Origin of the sequence: Burkholderia sp. KCJ3K979 (assembly GCF_016759955.1) — a bacterium.
Lineage (GTDB): Bacteria > Pseudomonadota > Gammaproteobacteria > Burkholderiales > Burkholderiaceae > Burkholderia > Burkholderia orbicola.
The window spans coordinates 1-21722 of record NZ_JACFYV010000066.1; the positions used below are offsets into that span (position 1 = coordinate 1).

General features: G+C 68.2%; 24 protein-coding genes. 14 read left to right on the forward strand and 10 right to left on the reverse strand.

Going from position 1 to position 21722, the window contains the following annotated elements; translation table 11 throughout:
* On the reverse strand, positions 1-462 hold a 462-nt coding region (locus tag H3O04_RS16430; protein WP_202588070.1), incomplete at its 3' end, for an MFS transporter.
* 72 nt (positions 463-534) lie between these two features.
* Positions 535-1596, reverse strand: coding sequence for a mannonate dehydratase (gene uxuA / locus H3O04_RS16435; protein WP_200159520.1), 1062 nt, complete (start codon positions 1594-1596; stop codon positions 535-537).
* A 269-nt stretch (positions 1597-1865) separates the two neighbouring features.
* On the opposite strand from uxuA, the gene H3O04_RS16440 reads away from it, so the two are divergent.
* From H3O04_RS16440 to H3O04_RS16450, 3 genes are all read left to right on the forward strand, one after another.
* Complete coding sequence (locus H3O04_RS16440) at positions 1866-2588, forward strand: FadR/GntR family transcriptional regulator (RefSeq protein ID WP_011694757.1); 723 nt, start codon at positions 1866-1868, stop codon at positions 2586-2588.
* Between the two features lie 254 nt (positions 2589-2842).
* A complete protein-coding gene (locus tag H3O04_RS16445) occupies positions 2843-3973 on the forward strand; it encodes an ABC transporter substrate-binding protein (RefSeq protein WP_006478945.1) in 1131 nt (376 codons plus the stop codon).
* Positions 3970-5742: a diguanylate cyclase domain-containing protein gene (locus H3O04_RS16450; protein WP_202588071.1), complete on the forward strand. Its 1773-nt coding sequence runs from the start codon at positions 3970-3972 to the stop codon at positions 5740-5742. Before H3O04_RS16445 ends, H3O04_RS16450 begins: the two co-directional genes overlap by 4 nt.
* An 84-nt stretch (positions 5743-5826) precedes the next feature.
* On the opposite strand, the gene H3O04_RS16455 is transcribed toward H3O04_RS16450, so the two are convergent.
* From H3O04_RS16455 to H3O04_RS36130, 3 genes are all read right to left on the reverse strand, one after another.
* The gene (locus H3O04_RS16455; protein WP_006478947.1) at positions 5827-6126 is read right to left on the reverse strand and encodes a DUF4148 domain-containing protein; all 300 of its coding nucleotides are present in this window, start codon (positions 6124-6126) and stop codon (positions 5827-5829) included.
* A gap of 287 nt (positions 6127-6413) precedes the next feature.
* Positions 6414-6671 (reverse strand): hypothetical protein, encoded by a 258-nt coding sequence (locus tag H3O04_RS16460; RefSeq protein ID WP_006478949.1) that lies wholly within the window; start codon positions 6669-6671, stop codon positions 6414-6416.
* 151 nt (positions 6672-6822) lie between these two features.
* Complete coding sequence (locus H3O04_RS36130) at positions 6823-7314, reverse strand: hypothetical protein (protein WP_234621703.1); 492 nt, start codon at positions 7312-7314, stop codon at positions 6823-6825.
* Positions 7315-7348: 34 nt separating this feature from the next.
* Here H3O04_RS36130 and H3O04_RS16470 point away from each other — a divergent pair, with 34 nt between their 5' ends.
* Positions 7349-8245, forward strand: a complete 897-nt coding sequence (locus H3O04_RS16470) for a LysR family transcriptional regulator (protein WP_202588072.1) — start codon at positions 7349-7351, stop codon at positions 8243-8245.
* Positions 8246-8363: 118 nt separating this feature from the next.
* Positions 8364-8996: a LysE family translocator gene (locus tag H3O04_RS16475; RefSeq protein ID WP_006478951.1), complete on the forward strand. Its 633-nt coding sequence runs from the start codon at positions 8364-8366 to the stop codon at positions 8994-8996.
* Between the two features lie 70 nt (positions 8997-9066).
* On the opposite strand, the gene yddG is transcribed toward H3O04_RS16475, so the two are convergent.
* From yddG to H3O04_RS16490, 3 genes are all read right to left on the reverse strand, one after another.
* Positions 9067-10011, reverse strand: coding sequence for an aromatic amino acid DMT transporter YddG (gene yddG / locus H3O04_RS16480; RefSeq protein ID WP_146123159.1), 945 nt, complete (start codon positions 10009-10011; stop codon positions 9067-9069).
* A gap of 184 nt (positions 10012-10195) precedes the next feature.
* Complete coding sequence (locus tag H3O04_RS16485; protein ID WP_237666314.1) at positions 10196-10555, reverse strand: hypothetical protein; 360 nt, start codon at positions 10553-10555, stop codon at positions 10196-10198.
* A 28-nt stretch (positions 10556-10583) separates the two neighbouring features.
* On the reverse strand, positions 10584-12269 hold the full coding sequence (locus tag H3O04_RS16490; protein ID WP_077217285.1) for a purple acid phosphatase family protein: 1686 nt from the start codon (positions 12267-12269) through the stop codon (positions 10584-10586).
* A 319-nt stretch (positions 12270-12588) separates the two neighbouring features.
* On the opposite strand from H3O04_RS16490, the gene H3O04_RS16495 reads away from it, so the two are divergent.
* From H3O04_RS16495 to H3O04_RS16525, 7 genes are all read left to right on the forward strand, one after another.
* Positions 12589-12888 (forward strand): YXWGXW repeat-containing protein, encoded by a 300-nt coding sequence (locus H3O04_RS16495; RefSeq protein ID WP_023477095.1) that lies wholly within the window; start codon positions 12589-12591, stop codon positions 12886-12888.
* A gap of 226 nt (positions 12889-13114) precedes the next feature.
* Positions 13115-13909, forward strand: coding sequence for an RNA polymerase sigma factor (locus H3O04_RS16500; protein WP_202588073.1), 795 nt, complete (start codon positions 13115-13117; stop codon positions 13907-13909).
* Positions 13906-14325, forward strand: coding sequence for a hypothetical protein (locus H3O04_RS16505; RefSeq protein WP_011547626.1), 420 nt, complete (start codon positions 13906-13908; stop codon positions 14323-14325). The genes H3O04_RS16500 and H3O04_RS16505 overlap by 4 nt, the downstream gene beginning before the upstream one ends.
* On the forward strand, positions 14322-14825 hold the full coding sequence (locus tag H3O04_RS16510) for a periplasmic heavy metal sensor (RefSeq protein WP_011547627.1): 504 nt from the start codon (positions 14322-14324) through the stop codon (positions 14823-14825). Before H3O04_RS16505 ends, H3O04_RS16510 begins: the two co-directional genes overlap by 4 nt.
* A gap of 224 nt (positions 14826-15049) precedes the next feature.
* Positions 15050-16444, forward strand: a complete 1395-nt coding sequence (locus H3O04_RS16515) for a DUF1800 domain-containing protein (RefSeq protein ID WP_202588074.1) — start codon at positions 15050-15052, stop codon at positions 16442-16444.
* A gap of 2 nt (positions 16445-16446) precedes the next feature.
* The gene (locus tag H3O04_RS16520) at positions 16447-17604 is read left to right on the forward strand and encodes a DUF1501 domain-containing protein (protein ID WP_034174772.1); all 1158 of its coding nucleotides are present in this window, start codon (positions 16447-16449) and stop codon (positions 17602-17604) included.
* Positions 17605-17662: 58 nt separating this feature from the next.
* The gene (locus H3O04_RS16525) at positions 17663-17881 is read left to right on the forward strand and encodes a YXWGXW repeat-containing protein (RefSeq protein WP_011547630.1); all 219 of its coding nucleotides are present in this window, start codon (positions 17663-17665) and stop codon (positions 17879-17881) included.
* A gap of 120 nt (positions 17882-18001) precedes the next feature.
* Here H3O04_RS16525 and H3O04_RS16530 read toward each other — a convergent pair whose 3' ends face one another.
* Complete coding sequence (locus H3O04_RS16530) at positions 18002-19198, reverse strand: tyrosine-type recombinase/integrase (RefSeq protein WP_202588075.1); 1197 nt, start codon at positions 19196-19198, stop codon at positions 18002-18004.
* A 295-nt stretch (positions 19199-19493) separates the two neighbouring features.
* Here H3O04_RS16530 and H3O04_RS16535 point away from each other — a divergent pair, with 295 nt between their 5' ends.
* Complete coding sequence (locus tag H3O04_RS16535; RefSeq protein ID WP_006478962.1) at positions 19494-19874, forward strand: DUF4377 domain-containing protein; 381 nt, start codon at positions 19494-19496, stop codon at positions 19872-19874.
* Positions 19875-19883: 9 nt separating this feature from the next.
* On the opposite strand, the gene H3O04_RS16540 is transcribed toward H3O04_RS16535, so the two are convergent.
* Positions 19884-21272 (reverse strand): DHA2 family efflux MFS transporter permease subunit, encoded by a 1389-nt coding sequence (locus H3O04_RS16540; protein ID WP_006478963.1) that lies wholly within the window; start codon positions 21270-21272, stop codon positions 19884-19886.
* Between the two features lie 107 nt (positions 21273-21379).
* On the opposite strand from H3O04_RS16540, the gene H3O04_RS16545 reads away from it, so the two are divergent.
* On the forward strand, positions 21380-21538 hold the full coding sequence (locus tag H3O04_RS16545) for a hypothetical protein (RefSeq protein WP_175806639.1): 159 nt from the start codon (positions 21380-21382) through the stop codon (positions 21536-21538).
* The last annotated feature ends 184 nt before the right edge of the window (positions 21539-21722 follow it).

The following is a 21722-nucleotide window of genomic DNA, read 5'->3' on the forward strand; positions in this document are numbered from 1 at the left end:
CAGCCACGCGACGAGCGGCAGCGACAGCGCGGAGCCGACGCGCGAGCCGCTGTCGAAGATGCTGCTGGCCAGGCCGCGCTCGCTGCGCGGAAACCAGTTGAACGCGACCTTCGCGAACGACGGGATCGCGGCCGCTTCGCCGACGCCGAGCATCAGCCGCACGCCGACGAGTTGCGCGAGGCCGCGCGCGGCGCCCGTCGCGACGGTGAACACCGACCACCAGCCGACGGCCAGCGCGAGGCTCATGCGTACGCCGACCTTGTCGATGAACCAGCCGGCCGGCAATTGCAGGAACGCATAGGTCCAGAAGAACGCGCTCAGCACGAGCCCCATGCCGACCGCGTCGAGCCCGAGGTCGGCACGGATGCTGGGCGCCGCGATCGCGAGGTTCGCGCGATCGATGAAGTTGATGACGTTGGCCAGGAAGCACATCAGGATCATGGCCCATCGAATGCGTGGCATGGCGGTGTCTCCGCGCGGAATGTCGTGACGGGCGACCGGCGATCCGCTGCGCCGGCCGCCTCGAAGGGCCGATTATCGCGACGCTGGCGGGGTGCGGTCGAACTTCGCCAGCGCTTCCCACAGGCCGTTCAGGTAGACGGCGCCGAGCGCGCGGTCGTAGAGGCCGTAGCCGGGCTTGCCCGTCTCGCCCCAGATCATGCGGCCATGGTCGGGGCGCACGTAGCCGGTGAAGCCGGTGTCGTGGTACGCCTTCACGATCGCGGCGATGTCGAGCGAGCCGCAGCTCGACAGATGCGCGGTTTCCTCGAAATCGCCGTTCGCGTCGACCTTCACGTTGCGGATGTGCGCGAAATGGATGCGGCCCATCGCGCCGAACTCGCGCACGAGCGCTTCGACGTCGTTCTCGGGGCCCGCGCCGAGCGAGCCCGAGCACAGCGTCAGCCCGTTCGCGGGCGAGTCGACGATGCGCACGATCCGCGCGAGATCGTCGCGGTTCTTCACGATGCGCGGCAGCCCGAAGATCGGGCGCGGCGGATCGTCGGGATGGATCGCCATCTTCACGCCGGCTTCCTCGGCGACCGGAATGATCGCCTTCAGGAAGTATTCGAGATTGGCCCACAGCGCGTTCTCGTCGACGTCGCGGTAGTCGGCGAGCAGCGCCTGCAACTGTTCGGGCCGGTAGCTCGAATCCCAGCCGGGCAGCGCGATGCCGTCGTTCGGATCGATCCGGTCGACCGCGTCGGTGCTGAACGCGAGGCAGGTCGAGCCGTCGTCGAGTGTCTTCGACAGCTCGGTGCGGGTCCAGTCGAACACGGGCATGAAGTTGTAGCAGACGACGCGGATGCCGGCCGCGCCGAGATGGCGGATCGTCTGCCGGTAGTGGTCGATCAGGCGGTCGCGGGTTGGCTTGCCGAGCTTGATGTCCTCGTGCACCGGCACCGATTCGACGACGTCGAACCGCAGGCCGGCGCGCTCGATCGTCGCCTTCAGCGCGTCGATCTTGTGCGCGGGCCACACCTCGCCCACGGGTTCGTCGTAGATCGCGGACACGATATGCGTGACGCCGGGGATCTGGCGGATGTATTGCAGCGAGACCGGATCGGACTCGCCGTACCAACGGAAAGACATCTTCACTGGAAAGGCTCCTGGCTGTCGGTTCATGCGTCGGACGAACGGGGCGGCGACGTGTCGGGCCGTCGTCGGTGTGCGGATTATGATTGGTATGCCAGTTGCGTGGGATAGTGGTTTACCAGTTGTCAGGCAAGCGATCACCCGTGATGCATTTCTGGAAGTGGCAAGCATAGGCTGGTCGATCGGTCGAACCGGCGGCGCAGCCAAATTGGTGTACCATTTTGTCGATCCGACGCCGCAGCGGCGCCGGCCAGCCTGTTGCGAGCCTTTCGATGACCGACCTTTCCAGCCTGCCCGCCAGCCGCGACACCGATGCCGCGGACCGCTCCTATATCGGCCTTGCGCGGCAGATTCACGCGATGGTGGCCGCCGGCGCGTTCGAAGCCGGCGCGCGGCTGCCGTCGGAGCGCAGTCTGGCCGACCAGTTCGGCGTGAGCCGTACGCAAGTGCGCGAGGCGATCATCGCGCTCGAGGTGCAGGGGGTCGTCGAGGTGCGGATCGGCTCGGGCATCTACGTGTCGGCGGCCGACGCCGCGCGGCCGGTCACGTTCGAAGTACCGCGCGGCCCCGGGCCGATCGAGACGCTGCGCGCGCGCGGGCTGATCGAGGCGGAAGTCGCGGCGCTCGCGGCGACCGAGCGCAAGGATGGCGATCTCGACCGCCTGTTTTTCTCGCTGACGACGATGCGCGAACAGATGAACGACAAGGCCGCATACGACGCGGCTGATCGCCAGTTCCACCTGCGCATCGCGGAATCGACCGGCAACACGGTGCTGCTGCACATGGTCACGGCGATGTGGGATTGCGCGCGCGCCGATCCGCTGTGGGACAAGATCGAGGAGCACTTTCACTCGCCCGCGCTGCGCGAGGCGTCGCAGGAGGATCACCAGCGGATCTTCGCGGCGATCATGGCGCGCGACGCGGCCGGTGCGCGCGACGCGATGCGCGCCCACCTGTCGCGCGTGATCGCCGAATTCACGCAGGCCTGGCGCTGACGTTCGTATTCGCGTCTCCGCGTCTCCGTGTCTCCGTGTCTCCGCGTCTCCGCGTCTCCGCGTCTCCGCGTGTTCGTGTGTTCGTGTGTTCGTGTGTTCGTGTGTTCGCGGCCCGACGCGGGCTCGTGTAATTGGGTCGCATTCAGCCGTGAGGCCTGCGAATATGCGTGACGTGCGGCTTGTTCCGATTGCGTGACCCTGCGTTTTATGGTCTCGTTGCGGGATATCGCATCGACTCGAAAAAGGACAGTCGAATGCAGCCGGGCGATTCACGCGGGGTGCGATTGATCAGGGGAATCGGTGCACGCGCGCGCGCCCGCGGCGCCGTGCGCACGCTGCTTGTCATGCTGACGCTTGGCTTACTGGCGCCCGTTCCGCCGGCCGTCGCGGCCTCTCCCGAAACCGTCAACGACAACGTGCTGCGCGTGCTGGCCTGGCCCGGTTATGCGGACAGCGATATCGTCAGCGCATTCGAGGCGCAGTTTCATGTGCGTGTCGAGGTGACGCTGGTCGATTCCGACGAAGCGCTGTGGACGCGGTTGCACAGCGCGTCGCCGCCGCCGTACGACGTGCTGGCCGCGAACACGGCCGAGATCCAGCGCTATGCGCATGAACACCTGCTTGCGCCGATCGACCTGTCGCGCATCGCGAACCGGCGGCGGCAGTTGCCGAATTTCCAGCAGCTCGCGACGATCGGCGGCCTCGTGCAGGACGGCGCGTCCTACGCGATCCCGTTCACGTATTCGTCGATGGGGCTGATCTACGATCGCAAGCAGGTGCCGGCCGCGCCGCGCTCGATGCGCGAGCTGTGGAATCCGCGCTATCGCGGCAAGGTGCTCGACTTCAACAGCGCGCAGCACAACTTCTCGTTCACGGCGCTGGCGCTCGGCTATTCCGATCCGTTCCGTCTGTCGCCCGCGCAGACGCTTGCCGTGGCCCGCAAGCTGATCGACCTGCGCCGCAACCTGCTGACGTACTACACGCTTCCCGAAGAAGCGACCGCGCTGTTCGTCCAGCATCGCGCGGCGCTGATGTTCGGCAACTACGGCACGCAGCAGGTGGAGCAGTTGCGTCGCGCCGGCGCGGACGTCGGGTACGTGATCCCGGACGAAGGCGCGCTCGCGTGGCTCGACTGCTGGGCCGTCACGCGCGGCGCGCAACGTCCCGAGCTTGCCTTCGCGTGGATCAACTACATGCTCGAACCGGCGATCGGCGCGCTGCTGACCGAGCGTCAGGGGCTCGCGAACACGCTCGAGCCGCCGCGCGGCCTGGATACCGGACACCAGCATCTCGTGTGGCTTCAGCCCGTGGAGGACATCGCGCGCCGCGAATCGCTGTGGAGCCGCATCGTGTCGGGCGACCGGCCGGAGCGATTCGGAAAATGATCCGGCTCGGCCTCACGTCGAAGCTGTCGTTGCTGTTCGCGTGCATCGGCGTGATCGCGGCCGGCACGACCGGCTACTCCGCGTATCGCGCCAACCGCGCGATGCTCGTGCAGGAAGCGCAGCACAGCCTGCTGATGTCGACGCAATTGCTCGGGCAGCGCTTCACCACCGCGCTTGCCGACGTGGCCGACGATGCGCTCGTGCTCGCGCAGTTGCCGTCGTCCGCGTCCGTCGCCGGCGGCGACAACCCGGACGCCGCGCGACGCATGCGGCTCGAGCAGGTGTACTACAGCTTCATGCGCAATCATGCGGAATACCTGCAGATTCGCCTGATCGCGAGCGGGCATTTCGGGATCGAACGCATTCGCCTCGATCGCGATGCGCGCGGCATCGTCGTGCTGCCCGAAAGCGCGTTCCAGGAGAAAGGGCAGTTCTCCTATGTATTCGATACGCTCGCGACGGCGCCCGGCCATATCTATCTGTCGCCGATCGTGGTCAATCACGAGACGGGATCGCATGCGGCGGAAGGGCTGCCGATTCTGCGCGTGGGCACGCCGGTGGTCGACGCGGCCGGCCAGACGGTCGGCGCGCTCGTCGTCGACGTCGAGCTGTCGCGCGTGTTAGACCGGCTCGAACGCGATCTTCCGGACGACTATGCGGTCTATCTCGCGAACGAGTGGGGCGATTTTCTCGTGCATCCCGATCCGGCGCAGACGTTCGGCTTCGATCGCGGCCGGCGCGTGTTGATGCAGGACCGCTTTGCCGTCACGCGCGCGCTGTTCGACAGCGCGCGCACGAACGTGACGCTCAACGGACTCGCGCAGCCCGACGAAGCACCGGGACAGATGTTCGCGTTCGTGCGCACGCCGTTCGGGCAGGACGAGGGCAACCGCTTCGTCGTGCTCGGGATGGCTCGCCCGCTGGCCGACGTGCTCGCGCCGGCCGGCATGCTGGGCGAACGAATCGTCAGGATGGTGCTCGTATCGAGCGTGCTGGCGGTGATTCTCGCGATCCTGTTCGCGCGTGCGATCACGCGGCCGTTGCAGACCCTCGCGCGCGCCGCGACACACGTGTTCGACGACCCGGCCGCCGAACGGCTGCCGGTCGCGCGGGCCGACGAGATCGGCGTGCTCGCGCGCTGTTTCGACAGCATGCGTGTGGAGATCCGCACGCAGATGGCGATGCTGCGCGCGAAGCAGCTGGAGCTGACGCACCTTGCCGGTCACGATCCGCTGACCGGCCTGCCGAACCGCCTGCTGTTCATGGAGCATCTCGAGGCCGCGATCCGGCATGCGGCCGCGGTGCGCGAAGGGCTGGCGGTGATGTTCGTCGATCTCGACCGCTTCAAGCAGATCAATGACCAGCACGGACACTCGGCGGGCGACCGCACGCTCGTCGCGGTCGCGAAGCGGCTGAGCCAGGTGCTGCGCAGCGGCGACATGGCGGCACGGCTCGGCGGCGACGAATTCATCGTGCTGATTTCGGACGTGAGTTCACCCGCGGTGATCGGCGATGTCGCGTCGCGCATCCAGATCGTGATGGCCGAGGAGCTCGAGTTCGACGAAGGGCGCATGGCCGTCGGCGCGAGCATCGGCGTCAGCGAGTTTCCGGCGGATGGCGCGTCGGCCGAGGAGTTGCTCGTCAAGGCGGATGCGGCGATGTATGCGGCGAAGGCGTCCGCGCAGTGCGTGTGCGTGCGCTATCAGGATCTGGTCCGCGGCGGTACGCCGGACCAAACCGGTCGCGTCGCCTCGGACGGCACTCGCTGACGGCGGGCCGAAACGCGACGAGCCCGACGCGGGACGGGCTCGTTGCATCTGCGGGCCGCACGCGCGGGGCGTGCAGCGGCAGACTTAATGGCCGAAGTAGACCGAGTCGCGCGGGTTCTGCGCGCGGACGACCGGTGCGCCGCTCTCGGCGGTCGCGGCCGGTTGCGAGCCGGAGCCGCTGTTGTCGACGCCGTGCACGCGGGCTTGCGCAGCCTGGATGTCGGCGGGGTAATGCGGGCTCGACTGGCTGGGCTTGTAGCCGGCGTTTTCGAGCTGGACCAGTTCCTCGCGCACCTGGGCGCGCGTCACGGTGCTTTGTGCGAATGCGCCGAACGAGGCGGACAGGGCGACGGCGGCGGCGACCGCGGAAACGAGCGATTTCATGATGACCTCCGATGTTTATTTGGCTTTCCGCGTTCGACACCATGTCGTAAGCGGTTGATTACATCGTAGGCGTCGCGTGATCTAGGGTAAACGTGGGTTTGAGTGAAAGATCGTTGCGCTCGAGGTAATAATTTCGAGACAAACATCTTCTGTCCCCATGCGGTGTTGCCGGGATTGCAAGGGACAGCGGGGGCGTGAACAGAAGGGATGCGCGCACGGGGGGACGCCCTGCGGGAAGGAGGGGGCGAACAACGTGCAACGGAGCGCGAGACGGCACGGTGGCTGGATCAGACCCCGTCGTCGTCGATTTCCTTGCGCTCGCGGCGTTCCTCGTTGCCGCGACGCGCGCGCAGGCGCTGGCGCGACAGGACCGCGATCACCTGCTGGGTCGGCGCGCCGGACGGCAACTCGTTGCGGATGCGATCGGGCACCATCGGCAGGCCCGCACGCTGGCGGCGCAGTGCCTTGGCGATTGCCCGGCGGCATTCGTCGCCGTGGCAATCCCATTCATCGCGGATTCTCTGGCAATAACGGCATTGTTCCATCCGAATAGTCTAACGCGTCTTCGGGAATGGAGCAGGGCGCGGTGCCGAACATGTCGCGTGCCGGGCGGCAGCGGCGATCGACGGTTCAGGGGCGGGCGATGTCAGGCTGAATCGGACTGCGAATCAAGTCGAATGGAACCGTTCACCGATACTATGGTTTCCCGTCCGTCTCCATACGGAATCCTTGCGCGCGGACGGGGCCGGTGCGCGTCATCGGAGCGACCAGATGCCCCAGATCGCGATCAACAAGCCAAGGCCCAATCCGCAGCCCAGCAACACATAGGTTTCCATTTCGTGCCTCTGAAAACGTGGCAACGCCGACGTCGGTATCAGCGTACGCGCAGCAAAGCCGGTCGCATATCGTCCGCGCTGTCGGTCGGAGCGATACGCCGGGTCTGCGAATACTACGCGTTGCAGCTTTCAGAACGCATGCTGCGTGCACGCTGCCCGTGCGGGCGGCAGGCGATCCGCCGTGCCGAAATGCGCCCGACTTCCAGATCATCCGCGACGCTGCGACGAGCACGAACAGCAGGGCGACCATCCTGAAAATCCCGGGCGATATCTTGTCCCGCAGCGGGCGAATCAGCCCCATGCCGGCATTCGCCGGCAGTTCAATATAATTCAAGTCGATCAGCCACTTCATGCGTGGCATACATACCCCCGAACGAGGAAACCTGATGACGCTTGCCCAGTTGCAGGCTCTGGCCGCCGTGGTCGAACTCGGCTCGCTGACGGCCGCGGCAGACCGGCTCAGCCGCAGTCAATCCGCGATCAGCCATGCGCTGACGGAGCTGGAAGACATCACGCAGGTCAAGCTGCTCTGGCGTGACCGGCAGCCGGTCGTCCTGACGGCGGCCGGCGAACGCCTGTGGCCGTATGTCCAGAGCGTGGTGCGGGAAGCGCAGATGCTGCGCCAGCAGTTCAGCCTGTCGCGCGGCAAGCTTGAAGGGAAGCTGGTGGTCGCGTCGCTGCCGAGCGTGTCGCTGGCGTTCGTCGTTCCCGCGCTCGAGGCGTTGAAGGAAATGCACCAGGGCGTGTCGGCGGTGCTGCTCGAAGGCACGGACAGCGAAGTCGAAGGGTGGATCGACGACGGGACGGCCGACGTCGGCGTGGTGGCCGGCACGAAGACGTTCGCGCAAAACCTGCCGCTACTCGATGAGGATTTCGTCGCGGTGGCGGCCGACGACATGTTCGCCGGCCGCAAGAGCGTGTCGGCCAGGCAGTTGGCCGCGGCGCCGTTCATCTTCTCGAAGGCGGGGTGCGGGCCGGTGATCACGGATTACTTCGCGCGCGGCGGCGTGCCGCTTCGCGCGGCGTTCAACGTCGTCGAGATGCGCACCATCCTGTCGATGGCGGAGGCGGGCATGGGCGTGTCGATCGTGCCGCGCATCACGCTCACGTACACGCCGTTCGGCGGCCGTGTGCTGGAACTGTCGCCGCGGCTGCATCGCTCCGTGCGACTGGCGTGGAACACCGCGGGCAATGCGGTCACCGACGAGTTCGTGCGGCTCGTCGATGCGCAACGTGCGAAGGCGGGAAAGACGACCCGGACGCGCGCGAAAAAGGGCAGGTAGCAACCGGTTGGTACGATGCACGACGCTCATGGGGTGCTTGCAGTTTATTCATGCCGACGATAATCGAGATGCAATATATTGCTCGGACATCGTTGTCGTTACCCTGAAGGAGCGTGCCGTGCCGGCCTTGCCCACCCTGTTTGCGTTCGGACTCGTGTCGCTCGGCATGGTGCTGACGCCTGGACCGAACATGATCTATCTGGTTTCGCGCTCGATCTGCCAGGGCCGCCGCGCCGGGCTGATATCGCTCGGCGGCGTCGCACTGGGATTCGTGTTCTACATGGTGTGCGCGGCAGTGGGCATCACCGCGCTGGTGATGACCGTGCCGTACGCATACGATGCGCTGCGCTTTGCCGGCGCGCTGTATCTGGCGTACCTGGCGTGGCAGGCGCTGAAGCCGGGCGGGCGCTCCGCGTTCCAGGTCCGGCAGTTGCCGCACGACAGCCGCGTCAGGCTGTTCACGATGGGCTTCGTCACGAACCTCGCGAACCCGAAGATCGCGGTGATGTATCTGTCGTTGCTGCCGCAGTTCATCGTGCCGGGGCACGGCAGCGTGCTCGCGCAATCGCTGGCGCTCGGCTGCGTGCAGATCGCGGTGAGCGTCAGCGTCAACGCGCTGATCGCCTGCGCGGCCGGTTCGATCGCAGGCTTTCTCGCGGGGCGGCCGCTGTGGGCGGCGGTTCAGCGCTGGTTGATGGGGACGGTGCTGGCCGGGCTGGCCGTGCGGATCGCGCTGGAATCGCAGAGGTAGCCCGGCGGCCCCAGTTCGGGGCATGGCCGACCGCTGCGTTCGGACCTTCCGTCGACGGCGCCGGGCATCGTTATCCGTGGCAGTTACCTTCGGTTTCCCTACCGATCGGCACGGGCTCGGCCTCGTCACGACGCCGGCTGCGCGTCGCGAGCCAGCACAGGATCGAGCCGCCGCACACCATCGATGCGCCTTGCCAGAATTCGATCGACAGCGGCGCATGCAGCAGCGTGGCGGCGAGGGCGGCGGCGAGCACCGGCGTGAAGTACGATGCGCCGACGATGACCGTCACGTTGCCGTGCATGATGCCGGTGTTCCAGGCTGCGTAGCCGAAGCCGAGCGCCGACGCCGCCAGCACGAGATACACGATCGCGCGAAAACTGAATGTCATGCCGCCGCCGCCTTCGATCGCGAACTTGATCCAGAGCACCGCGGCGACCAGCATGAAGAACGGCGTGACGCCGTTCTTGCCGTCGGCGATGCGCGCGGTCACCGTGCAATAGGCGGCCCAGATCAGCGCGCCGAACAATGCCAGGCCGTAGCTCAGCGGATTGTCCGCGACGTTGCGCAGCATGCCGGCGGGATCGAGCCCCTGGTCGCCGCCGAGCACCCAGCAGATGCCGAGCATCGACAGCAGGACGCCCGGCACGACCAGCAGGTTCGCACGCTGCCGGTTGAATACGATGGCGGCGACCAACGTAAGGCTCGGCCACAGATAGTTGACCATCGCGACTTCGATCGCTTGCCGACCGTTGCTCGCATAGCCGATCGACAGCGCCAGGCACAGCTCGTACGACACGAACAGCAGCCCGCCCCAGAGCAGATAGCTTTTCGGAAAGCGGCTCAGGTCGGGGAAGCCGATCGAGAACAGCAGCAGCACGGACGCCACCGTATAGATCATCGCCGCGCCGCCGGTCGCGCCGAGGCTTTCGCTGACGCCGCGCACGAGCGCGACCACCGACGCCCATAACAGCACCGCGCCGAGCCCGACGAGCGTTGCCTTGTTCTTGCGTTTCATGCTTGCTGCCTGTTTCAACATGCCAGTTCGATTTCGGATGATTCGGCTCGGCTCGCGCGTGCCGTCAGCGCGGGCCGCGATACAAAGGGAAGATTTCGCCGGAAACGCGCATTTTACGGGGACGCGGCCGTTGCAGCGAGGCAGCCGGACTGGCGTGCACGATCGACTCAGTCGCGCGAGCCGATCACGCGTCGTCGATATGCCACGGTGCGTCGATTCCCGACAGCGCGCGTCCGATCGCGTCGAGCATCGCGTTTCGCGTCGGGCCCAGCGTCGTGACAAGGCGGAAAACGGCTGCTTCGATCGACAGATCGATCAGCGGCCAGCCGCTGGCCGCATCGAGAATTTCAAGCCGCCGTTCGTGGGGATCAACGTCGATGTCGCAATGCGCTTGCCGCAGCACGTTGGCGACGGCGTCGAATGGGGCGGCCGAAGATGGCGTGTAAATGCGGTATTCGAAACTCATCTGCATGGGCCGGAGTGCGACGCGGGCAGTCTGACCCGCGCCGCGCGTTCCGGCCGTCGACGGCCGCGCATCGGGCACTCGTCGCAGCGGGCGCCCGATGCGTCGATCACCGCTCGCGCCGCTTCTTGCTCAACTCGATCGTCTCGAACAGCTCGTACTGCGCGGTCGGCTGCTGGTCGGCGCCCGGCGCGTGGTAGTAGCGCATCGTGATCGTCGTGTGGCCGCCCGGCTTGCCCGGATCGTGGTCGAACACCGCGATCCCGTAGCCGGTGCCCGTATCGCGACGCGCGGACCAGATCGCGTCCTCGAGCGCATCGGCCGGCTGACGCACGAACGTGTTCGGCGCGGTGCCCGGCACCGGTCGGTTCGGCTTCGTGAATACCTTTGCCTGCGCAAAGCCGGTCGACGGGTTTTCGCCGTACACGTCGAGCGGCGCGCTGGTGCCGCCGCCGCCGAGGATCAGGTGGATCGTGCCGTGGCTCGTGTCGAACTTCGTGCGGTCCGGGTCGTTCGAGCCGACCGGGCGCGGCTGCAGCGTTTCGACCACTTCACCGGTCTTTGCGTCGACGCCCGCGCGGTGATTGCAGCCGCGCACCGGGTAGCTGCGCTCGTAGTCGTGATCGTGGCCGCACAGCACGAGGTCGACGCCGTAACGGTCGAACAGCGGCAGCCACGCTTCGCGAATGCCCTTGTCGGAGCCGTTGCCCGTTTTCGACGAACTGAGCGCGTCCTGATGCATCTGCACGACGATCCAGTCGATGTCGTCGTCGTGCGCGGCGTGACGCAGCGTGCGTTCGAGCCAGCGCGTCTGCTCGCCGTTGCTGTAGCCGCGCACGTAGAACGACGTGCCGGGCTCGATCGGCGGGCGGCCGGTGCTCGCGGCCGGCACGAGCGGCGCCGGGCCGCCGACGAACGCGGCGGCATCCTGGTACACGACGTCGTCGGCGTCGAGCGACACGAACAGCACCGAGCTCACGCGGAAGCTGTACCAGCGGCCCGGGAAATGCGTGCCGTTCTCGGGCAGCGTATAGCGTGCGAGGTACGAGTCGAGCCCCTGCGGACCGTTGTTGAATTCGATCTCGTGATTGCCGGGGCACGGCATCCACGGGCGGTTCGCAGCCGACGTCTGGTTGTTGTTGCCGAAATCGCGCCACACCTCGGGCTGGTGCGCCGGGTTCAGGTTCGCATAGCAGAGGTCGCCGTTCAGCAGGTGAAACAGCGGCTGGAACTGTTCGACGGCCTGCACCGCGAAGCGGCTCTGCGGCGACGACAGCACCCACGCGCCGTTCGGCGTCGCGAGATCGCCGTAGCTCGTGAAACGGAACGGCGCCCGGCCGCGCGGCGCAGTCGAGAAATTCGCGGAGAACGGCTGCGCGGCGTTGCTGTCGTTGTCGGCCGTGATCTCGTAGCGGTAGCGCGTATCCGGCTTCAGTCCGTGCACGCGCGCGTGGTACGCGAATACGGTCTCGCCGTTCAGGCCGTCCGTGTACAGGCGCTGGACGCCGTGCACGGTGCGCGCCGGCTCGCCGTCGGCGACGATGCGCGCGCGCGGATTGACGGCGGGGGCGAGCGACGCCCAAGAGATCACGACTTCCGACGTCGGGTCGTTGCCCCACGTCAGGTGAACCTGCTCGGGCGTGCCGTCCGGATTCGACGCGGCGGCGCGGGCGGCCGCAAGCCCGCCGGCAGCGGTGGCGAGGCTGGAGACGCCGGCGAGTTTCAGGAAGCCGCGACGCGACACGGACGCGGCCGGCTCGTTCGGCTGGTCAGGGAAAGTGTCCTGGTTCGACATGGTCGGTGTATTCGTTTGATGGGGCGCGAGGGGAACCGCGCGGCCATGCGCAAGCACGGCCGGGGCGTGGGCCGGAAACGAGCGGGGTCCCGGTCGCCTGCATTGTCGAAGGGCAGTTTTGCCGCGTTGTGACAGTACCGCAACCCCGCATGCGTGGCGGCCGATACGTACGATCGCGCGGCGCGCGCCGCCAGTCGACATCGACGCCGCGGCGGCCCCCGAAATTTATTCGCCGATATCGCGACGGATTTCTTCCGCCTGCTCCGTTTAATGCATGAACGACCGCCACCGGTCGATGCCCGTTATTTCGGAGTCTTTCATGAAACTTTCTGTTCCATTGCGATGGGCCGCCGCAGGCATGGCTGCGCTCGCGACGTCCGCCGTATTCGCGCAAGCCGTGATCGTCGCGCCTTATGCACCGCCACCGCCGCGCGTCGAAGTGATGCCGGCGGCCCGTGCGGGTTACGTATGGGATCAGGGGCACTGGCACTGGCGGCAGGGTCGCTACGTATGGATTCCGGGCCACTGGCAGGTCGTGCGCGTCGGTTACCACTGGGTGCCCGGGCATTGGGACGCGCGCGGCCCGGCCTGGCGCTGGGTACCGGGCCACTGGGCCTGACGTGCACGCCGCCGCGCGGCACGCGAGGCCGGCGCAGCGGACTTTTCATGCAACATCATGAGTCGAAGCGATGCCCTTTCGAACCATCGTGATACTGGCGGCCGCAGCCATCGTGCTGGCCGGCTGCGTCGTGGTGCCGGCCCGTCCGGTGTATTACCGGCCCGCGCCGGTCGTCGTATATTGAGCGCGCCGGCCGACGGTCGCGCGGCCGGCAGACAGGGTCGACATGCGGCGCGAACCGGATGTCGATGAAACCGACACGGCCGACACCGTGTGCGATGCCGGGAGCGACGCGCGCGGCGATGCCGAACCGTCGGAACCGCCGGCATGGCGCCATTCGGCGATGGCCCGACGCATGCAAGGAGAGCACGACGATGAGCTTCAGCCGGGCGGTGGGGATACCTGCCGTGACAGGGCGGCGCCCGCGCGCCGCGCGACGGAGCAGGCGGCGTTGAACGATCGCGGCGACCGCGATCCGGACGCGGAACTCGTCGCGCGCGTCGGCGCGCGCGATGCGTCGGCGGTACGCGTGCTCGTCGCGCGCAAGCTGCCGCGGCTGCTCGCATTGGCGACGCGCATGCTCGGCGACCGGAACGAAGCCGAGGACGTCGCGCAGGAGACGTTCTTGCGAATCTGGAACCAGGCGCCGCGCTGGCGCGAAGGCGAAGCCCGCTTCGACACGTGGCTGCATCGCGTCGTGCTGAACCTGTGCTACGACCGGTTGCGCGGCCGGCGCGAGGAGCCCGTCGACACGCTGCCCGACGTGCCGGATACACAGCCGGAGCCGGCCGCGCATGCGGAACTGCGTTCGCGCGACGCACGCGTGCGGCAGGCGCTGGCCGCGTTGCCGCCGCGGCAGCGGGAAGCGCTGGTGCTCCAGTACTATCAGGAAATGTCGAACGTGGAAGCGGCCAACCTGATGGGCATCACCGTCGATGCGCTGGAAAGCCTGCTCGCCCGTGCGCGGCGCAACCTGCGCGCGCAACTGGCCGGCGATCCACCTAGCGAGGACAAGCGATGACACCCGAACGATTCCGTACCATCGTCGCCGCGTACGGCTCGGACGCGCGGCGCTGGCCGCAAGCCGAGCGCGCGGCGGCCGAAGCGTGGGCGCAAGCACATCCGCGCGACGCATTGGAAGCACTCGACGAGGCGGCCGAACTCGATGCGTGGCTGATGCAGGACACGGTCGCGCCGCCCGCGCCGGCGCTGGTTGAACGTATCGTCGCCACGGCGCCCGCGCCGCAACGCGCGCGAAGCCGTGGGAGAGTGTGGTGGTCGGGCGCCGCGTTCGCGGGCGTCGGGCTGGCCGGCGCGCTTGCCGGTGCGGTCGCCGTGTCGATGCTGATGCTCGGCAGCGCGCCGATCGCGCAACACGAACCGGGCTACCTGACGACGACCTTCGGCGGCCCGAGCATCGACGGAGCCGACGAATGAGCGAACGCAGCTGGAAATTCATTCTCGTCGGCTCGGTCGTGTTGAATGTGTTCATGCTCGGCGCGATCGGCGGCGGCGCGTATCAGTGGTTCTCGACTCACCGCGACCTGCATGCGGCGGGCACGCCCGCATCGCGCACCGCGTTGCGTTTCGCCGCCGACGAATTGCCCGATGCGCGGCAGCGCGAGTTCGCCGCCGCGCTGAAGGCGGCGCGCAAGAGCGGCCGCGATTTCGCGCGGGAAGGGCGCGACGGCCGGATCACCGTGCTCGACCTGCTCGCCGCGCCGCAACTCGATCGCGCGGCGATCGATGCGGCGCTCGACCGCACGCGCGCGGCCGACACCGCGATGCGGGCACAGGTCGAGCGCAGCGTCGTCGATTTCGCGGCGACGCTGACACCCGACGAGCGCGCGAAGTTCGTCGACGGGTTGCAGCGCAGCGGCAACTGGCGTCTGCCGCCGAAGCTGCAGAAGAAGCCGGACGCATCGGCGAGCGAGTAAACCGGCTAAACCACGCGGGCGGCATGCGATCCGCATGTCGCTCGCGCGTCATGCGTGTGCCGGTTCCGGTGAATCGCGCGGTCGTTCTCCATTGACGATGCATGCCGCCGCGCAGCGACACTTCCGCCCGGCGTTTCTCCGATCACAAAAATATTTCCCTTCCCGCGACGGATTTCCCGGTGTGCTTGCGTTGAACGTGAGTACGCACCGCAAGAGAGCCCGTCATGGACCACCCGAACGACTCCACGCCGGCCGCGATCGCGCTGAACCGCTTCGGTCTCGGCGCACGCGCCGACGAAGCGCCGCCCGCCGACCCGAAAGCGGCACTCGTCGCGCAATTCGACCGCTACGACGCACGACCCGCCGCATGGGCCGGCGAACCGGACGCAATCACGCTCGCCACGCGCTTTGCCGATGCACGCAACGCGATGAAGAGCGACGACCCCGCCGCGAAGCGCGCGACCGAGCAATCGATCCGCCGCGACGGCTACGACGCGTATCGCAGCGCCGTCGCCGCGCGCATGAACAGCGCACTGACCACGCCCGCGCCGTTCGTCGAACGTCTCGTGCATTTCTGGGCGAACCATTTCGCGGTATCGGTCGACAAGGGGCAGGTGGCTGCGTACGCGGGCGCATTCGAACGCGACGCGATCCGCCCGCACGTGCTCGGCCGTTTCGAGGACATGCTCGTCGCTGTCGAGCAGCATCCCGCGATGCAGGTGTTCCTCGACCAGGCGCGTTCGGTCGGCCCCGACAGTCCGGCCGCGCTGCGTGCGCAGGCACGCAATCCGTCGGCGAAGCGCGGGCTCAACGAGAACCTCGCGCGCGAAATCATGGAACTGCATACGCTCGGCGTGCGCACCGGCTACACGCAAGCCGACGTGACGGAATTCGCGCGCGCATTGACCGGCTGGAGCATCGCCGGCGGGCGCGGGCCGCAACCGGGCGATGCGGCGCCCGGTGCATTCGTGTTCCGCCCGAACCTGCACGAACCCGGCACGCGCACGGTGATGGGCCGCACCTACGATCAACCGGGCGAAGCGCAGGCGCGCGCGATCCTGCACGACCTCGCGCGATCGGAGGCGACGGGCCGGCACGTCGCGTTTCAGCTCGCCCGTCATTTCGTCGCCGACAACCCGCCGCCCGCGCTGACCGACCGGCTCGCGCGCGCATTCGACACGAGCGGTGGCGATCTGCCGACCGTCTATCGCGCGCTCGTCGACGCGCCGGACGCGTGGTCGCCGGTCGACCGCAAGTTCAAGACACCGTGGGAGTGGGCCGTATCGTCGCTGCGCGGGCTCGGCTGGCGCGACACCGGTGATCTCAAGGCCGCGCCGCTGCTCGCGCAGCTCGGCCAGCCGGTGTGGCGGCCGGGCTCGCCGGCCGGCTACGACGACGTCGCCGCGAGCTGGGCGGCGCCCGACGCGCTCGTACGCCGCGTCGAGATTGCGCAGCGTCTGGCCGCGCGCACGGGCGACCGGCTCGACCCGCGCACGCTCGGCAACACGCTGCTCGCCGGTTCGCTGAGCGCGCCGACCGCGACCGCGCTCGCGCGCGCCGAAAGCGCGACGACGTCGCTCGCGCTGCTGCTTGTCTCGCCCGATTTCCAACGGAGATGATCATGGCACTGTCCCGCCGACAATTCCTCAGCGTCGTCGCCGCCGGCGCGGGCGCGATTCTCGTCGCGCCGCGGATCGTATTCGCGAACGTCGAGACCGACCGTCGCTTCGTGTTCGTGATCCAGCGCGGCGCGGCCGACGGCCTGAACATCGTCGTCCCGTATGCGGAGCCCGCGTATGCGTCGCTGCGCGGCCCGCTCGCGATCGACACGGCGGCGGCAACGCGGCTCGACGGTACGTTCGCGCTGCATCCGTCGCTCGCACAGACCGCGCAGTTGTACCGCGACGGTCAGGCGCTGTTCGTCCATGCGATCGCGTCACCGTATCGCGACCGCTCGCATTTCGACGGCCAGAACGTGCTCGAAACGGGCGGCCGTGCGCCGTACCAGGTGAAGGACGGCTGGCTGAACCGGCTCGCCGCGCTGCTGCCGGCGACGCGCGACAACGCGATCGCATTCGCGCCGACCGTGCCGCTCGCGCTGCGCGGCACGGTGCAGGCCGCGTCGTATGCGCCGTCCGGCTTGCCCGCCGCGCCGGACGATCTGCTCACGCGCGTGTCGGCGCTCTACGAAGCCGACGCGCAGCTCGGCCCGTTGTGGCAATCCGCGATGGAAGCACGCGGTCTCGCCGGCGATGCGCATGCACGGCAGGACCCGGCCGGCGTCGGCAAGCTCGCCGCGACGTTTCTCGCGCGTGACGACGGTCCGCGGATCGCGATGATCGAGACGGGCGGCTGGGATACCCATAGCGCGCAGAACGCGCGGCTCGCGAATCAGTTGAAGGCGCTCGACACGATGCTCGCCGCATTGCGCGACGGCCTCGGGCCCGCGTGGCAGCAGACCACGGTGCTGGTCGCGACCGAGTTCGGCCGCACGGCCGCGGTGAACGGCACGGGCGGCACCGATCACGGGCAGGCATCGGTCGCGATGCTGGCGGGCGGCGCGGTCGCGGGCGGGCGCGTGATCGCCGACTGGCCGGGGCTGCGCCCCGGCGATCTGTACGAAGGGCGCGACTTGAAGCCGACCGCATCGCTCGACGCGCTGATCGCTGGCGCGGCCGCCGACAGCCTGCGGCTCGACCCGCGCCGCACCGCGTCCGCATTGTTCGCGGAAAGCGGCCCGGCGCGGCCGATGAGCGGCCTGATTCATGGGGGTGCGTGATGCGGCGCAAGCCCGCGCTCGGCCCGCTCAACTCATGACACAACAGGGAGAATCGACAATGAAGATCCGATCCGTTTCGCTCGCCGTATTGGTGAGCGCGAGTGCCGTGCTGATGTCCGCCTGCGTGGTCGAGCCCGTGCGGCCGCCGCAGCCGGCGCCCGTCGTCGAGGTGGCGCCGCCACCGCCCGCGCCCGGCTATCGCTGGGCGAAGGGGCATTACCGGTGGGCCGGCAATCACTGGGCGTGGGTGCCGGGGCACTGGGTTGGCGTGTACTGACACGGCAAGCGTACCGACGTGCTGCTATGCGGCTAAATCACCCTGCCGGTGGCAAGCGACCGTGCTAAATGCCGCAGCAACGGCGGCCTCTACCTCGCACGCTGAGCGGCGCAACGCAGCCTAGTCCCACCCGATCCGGTGCTTCTCTTCCGTCTCGCGATGGCGCCAGTCGTCGTCCGCATGAAGATACTGACTCGTCGTCGTGAGCGATACATGGCCGAGGTTGTCGCGCACGAGCCGCAGGTCGACGCGGCCGTCGGCCATGTGCGAGCCCGCGCTGTGGCGCAGCCAGTGCGCGGACGCCTGTTCGAGCACGCGCGCCGCCTGCTCGCCGGTTTTGCCGTTCGCGCGCAGCCGGCCGGCCGCGTGCCGGAACACCTGCTTCACGATGCGGTGCAGCGCCGCGCGCGTGAGCGGCTTGCGCGCCTGACCGAACGGCAGCACGAGCGGCGTCGGCTCGCCGTCGAGCGGTAGCGCGGGCAGGCCGTGCGGGCGCCGATAGCGCGCCAGCTCGGCCATCATCTCGTCGGTGGCCGGCACGAGCCGCTGCCGGCCGCCTTTACCCGTCACGTCGAGCCACCAGCGTTCGTGCCCGTTCGCATCGCGCCGGCAGAAGAATTGCCCCATCGTCGTATCGGCCGCTTCGGTGATGCGCAACCCGCCGAGATACAGCAGCGTGAAGAGCCAGCGCGCGCGATCAGCATGGAAGCACGCGCGCGCATCGTCGCGCGGCATCGCGGCGATCGCGTCCTTCACCGATTGCCACAGCGGCTGCCCGAGATGGCGCGTGACGCGCGGCGCGGGCCGGCGCTGCCGTTGTCGCGACAACGCGAGCGGGTTGCCGGCGAGATAGCCGGCCTGCACGAGCCACGAGAACATCACGTTCAGGATCACCAGCGCCTGCCGCTGGCTGGCGGCCGACAGCGGCCCGTAGAACGGCCGCCAGCGCGGATCGTCGCGCGGATGCTTGCGGCCGCCGTTCGCGCACCACAGCTCGGCCGGCGCGGGCGCGAGCAGGAATTGCCGGTAGACGACGAGATCCTCGTGCGTGAGCGACGACAGCGGCTTGCCGCACGCGATCACGGCCCACAGCAGCAGGCGCTCGGCTTCCTTGCGGTAGTTCTGGAACGTGGTCGGCGTATCGACGAAGCGCGCGAGCCACGCGCGCACGGCGTCGAGGTCGTTGGTCGCGGCGATCTGCGGATGCGCACTGCCCGAGCGATTGGTGCCCGTGCGTCCGTCGAGTGCGGCCGGCACGACGAGTGTATCGATCGGCAGCGGGCGCAGCGCGGTGTCGGACGAGGCGGATGAGGTCATGCGAGGGAAACGCGCTGCGCGAGCCGCGCGGGCGTGGCCGGCGAACGAAGGCAGTGCGTCGGAGCGTATCGGGAAGCGCCGATGGTACACGATCGCCACCCTGTGATGCCGCCGTCGATGGCGATCGGCTGGCCGGTGACGAAGCGCGCGGCGGAACTGGAACACGCTAACGTATCGGCTCGCGCGCGACATCGCTTGATTGAGAGTGGTCGAACGCATCCTGTAAGGTGTTTGTGAACTTTCTCGCGGGGCAGTTCGTCTAATCGGCCCTCCAACGCTCCCAGAGGAACATCCGATGATTCGTCACTCCAGAAGGCTGCTTGGCGCGGCCGTCATTGCCGGCAGCATGCTCGTCGCCGGATGCCAGACCGATGCGGTGGCCACCGCGCCGAACGCCACGCGTCCGGCCGACGGCAAGCCCGTGACCAAAACCGTCTACGTCGCGCCGCAGTCCGCGCGCTGCACGGGCGTCGCGCCGATGGAGTGCCTGCAGGTGCGCAGCAGCCCGGGCGAGCCGTGGAGCTTGTGGTACGCGGGCATCGAAGGGTTTGCGTACCAGCCCGGCTACCTGTACACGCTCGAAGTCGACGAGTACCGCGTCGCGCAGCCGCCGGCCGACGGTTCGTCGATCCGCTGGGTGCTCAAGCGCGTCGTCGAGCGCCGGCAGGTGAACTGACGGCCGCGATCACGCGGAAGGCCGCGCCGTCGCCTTGACCGGCGGCGCGGCCGTATCGATCCGCCGGAACACGACGGACGACAGCAGCGTCACCACGCCCATGCACGCGAACGACAGCATGAACCCGTGCGCCATCGAGCCCCGATAGGCGGCGAACAGGTTGACGAGCCCGCCGCCGATCGACACGCCCAGCCCCATCGCCAGCATCTGCATCATCGTGAACAGGCTGTTGCCGCTGCCGGCGTCGGCATGCGACAGTCCCTTGAGCGTCACGCCGTTCATCGCCGCGAACTGCATCGAATTCGCCGCGCCGAACACGATCAGCAGCACACCTTCCAGCACCGGCGCGGGCCGCGCCGACACCAGCGCGAACCCCGCGATCGCGCAGCCGACGATTCCCGTATTCACGACCAGAAACGCCGCATAGCCGAAGCGCTTCACGAGCGGCGCGATCCACCGTTTCGCGATGACGCCCGCGATCGCGGCCGGCAGCATCATCAACCCCGATCGCAGCGGCGTATAGCCAAGCTGCACCTGCATCAGCAGTGGCAGCATGAACGGCACCGAACTCGTGCCGATCCGGCACAGCAGGTTGCCGAGCAGCCCCGAGCCGAAGTTCGGCTCGCGGAACAACCCGAGCCGGAACAGCGGCTGCGTGCGTCGCCGCGCATGGGGCAGGTACGCGAGCGCGCTCGCCAGGCCGAGCCCGGCGAGCGCGGCCGACCACGCGGCGCGGTGCGTGGACATCGGCGGGTCGATCGCAAGCGACAGCGCGATCATCGCGGCCGAAAGCAACGCACAGCCGACGAAGTCGAACGGCGGCGGTTGCGTCGCCTGGTCGTGCGGCAGGTAGCGCTGCACGGCGATGAAGCCGACCACGCCGACCGGCACGTTGACGATGAACACCCAGTGCCACGAAATCGCCTGGGTGAGCCAGCCGCCGAGCGTCGGCCCGACGATCGGGCCGAGCTGGCCGGCGATCGACACGAACGCGATCGCCGCGACGTATTGTTCGCCCGGCACGCGGCGCAGCACGGCGAGCCGCCCGATCGGCAGCAGCATCGAGCCGCCGATGCCCTGCACGGCGCGCGCGACGACGAGCTGGCCGAGCGTATGCGACGCCGCGCAGCCGATCGACGCGAGCACGAACACGAGGATCGCGACCGAGAACACGCGGCGCGTGCCGAACCGGTCGGCGAGCCAGCCGGAGGCCGGCGTGAGCATCGCCATCGTCAGCGTGTAGACGACCACGACGGGCTGCATCGCAAGCGGTGACGCATGCAGGCTTTGGGCGATGGAGGGCAGCGCGGTGTTGACGATCGTCGTATCGAGCGACTGCATGAAGAATGCAGCGGCGACGATCCAGAGCAGCACGGAATGTGTGGGTTCCCGGGACATGGCGAAATCGGTGGTGCGAAAAGCCCGGCGCGTACCGGACTTCGAGCGCTCGATGGTACCGATTCCGGTGGTCATCGGGAAGTGGTATCACCGAGCGCATCGAGGACATGTTCGTCGTCGGCGGTTTCAACCGCCCCAGGACCGAGATCGAGCGGCTGTCCGCCGCGCATCGGCTGATCGGGCCGGTCGCGCGGGTGGGCGTGCATGCCCCCGACAAGATGCTTGCGCACGCATCGGTATTCACCCTGTCTCGTTACGCGGGATAGCGCATCGGCGTCGCGTGCGACCGGTACGAGGTCGCACTTTTGCAACGCTTTTTCAACGTATCCATCGGCGCACGCTTGATCGCAACGGCGACCGCCACGCGCTGATGGCCGTCCAGCCTCTTTCCACCTGCATGGTGCGATCGAAGCCAGATGCCAACGATCGCGTGTTTCGGCGTCGCGCGCC

What these genes read in the sequence shown, in the direction of transcription:
- H3O04_RS16500 (WP_202588073.1), top strand. Translation starts at nt 13,115, where the DNA reads ATGCGGCGCGAACCGGATGTCGATGAAACCGACACGGCCGACACCGTG.
- yddG (WP_146123159.1), bottom strand. Translation starts at nt 10,011, where the DNA reads ATGAAACGCAAGAACAAGGCAACGCTCGTCGGGCTCGGCGCGGTGCTG.
- H3O04_RS16540 (WP_006478963.1), bottom strand. Translation starts at nt 21,272, where the DNA reads ATGTCCCGGGAACCCACACATTCCGTGCTGCTCTGGATCGTCGCCGCT.
- H3O04_RS16510 (WP_011547627.1), top strand. Translation starts at nt 14,322, where the DNA reads ATGAGCGAACGCAGCTGGAAATTCATTCTCGTCGGCTCGGTCGTGTTG.
- H3O04_RS16490 (WP_077217285.1), bottom strand. Translation starts at nt 12,269, where the DNA reads ATGTCGAACCAGGACACTTTCCCTGACCAGCCGAACGAGCCGGCCGCG.
- H3O04_RS16495 (WP_023477095.1), top strand. Translation starts at nt 12,589, where the DNA reads ATGAAACTTTCTGTTCCATTGCGATGGGCCGCCGCAGGCATGGCTGCG.
- H3O04_RS16535 (WP_006478962.1), top strand. Translation starts at nt 19,494, where the DNA reads ATGATTCGTCACTCCAGAAGGCTGCTTGGCGCGGCCGTCATTGCCGGC.
- H3O04_RS16445 (WP_006478945.1), top strand. Translation starts at nt 2,843, where the DNA reads ATGCAGCCGGGCGATTCACGCGGGGTGCGATTGATCAGGGGAATCGGT.
- H3O04_RS16455 (WP_006478947.1), bottom strand. Translation starts at nt 6,126, where the DNA reads ATGAAATCGCTCGTTTCCGCGGTCGCCGCCGCCGTCGCCCTGTCCGCC.
- H3O04_RS16470 (WP_202588072.1), top strand. Translation starts at nt 7,349, where the DNA reads ATGACGCTTGCCCAGTTGCAGGCTCTGGCCGCCGTGGTCGAACTCGGC.
- H3O04_RS16520 (WP_034174772.1), top strand. Translation starts at nt 16,447, where the DNA reads ATGGCACTGTCCCGCCGACAATTCCTCAGCGTCGTCGCCGCCGGCGCG.
- H3O04_RS16505 (WP_011547626.1), top strand. Translation starts at nt 13,906, where the DNA reads ATGACACCCGAACGATTCCGTACCATCGTCGCCGCGTACGGCTCGGAC.
- H3O04_RS16515 (WP_202588074.1), top strand. Translation starts at nt 15,050, where the DNA reads ATGGACCACCCGAACGACTCCACGCCGGCCGCGATCGCGCTGAACCGC.
- H3O04_RS16460 (WP_006478949.1), bottom strand. Translation starts at nt 6,671, where the DNA reads ATGGAACAATGCCGTTATTGCCAGAGAATCCGCGATGAATGGGATTGC.
- H3O04_RS16440 (WP_011694757.1), top strand. Translation starts at nt 1,866, where the DNA reads ATGACCGACCTTTCCAGCCTGCCCGCCAGCCGCGACACCGATGCCGCG.
- H3O04_RS16530 (WP_202588075.1), bottom strand. Translation starts at nt 19,198, where the DNA reads ATGACCTCATCCGCCTCGTCCGACACCGCGCTGCGCCCGCTGCCGATC.
- H3O04_RS16525 (WP_011547630.1), top strand. Translation starts at nt 17,663, where the DNA reads ATGAAGATCCGATCCGTTTCGCTCGCCGTATTGGTGAGCGCGAGTGCC.
- H3O04_RS16545 (WP_175806639.1), top strand. Translation starts at nt 21,380, where the DNA reads ATGTTCGTCGTCGGCGGTTTCAACCGCCCCAGGACCGAGATCGAGCGG.
- H3O04_RS16450 (WP_202588071.1), top strand. Translation starts at nt 3,970, where the DNA reads ATGATCCGGCTCGGCCTCACGTCGAAGCTGTCGTTGCTGTTCGCGTGC.
- H3O04_RS36130 (WP_234621703.1), bottom strand. Translation starts at nt 7,314, where the DNA reads ATGAAGTGGCTGATCGACTTGAATTATATTGAACTGCCGGCGAATGCC.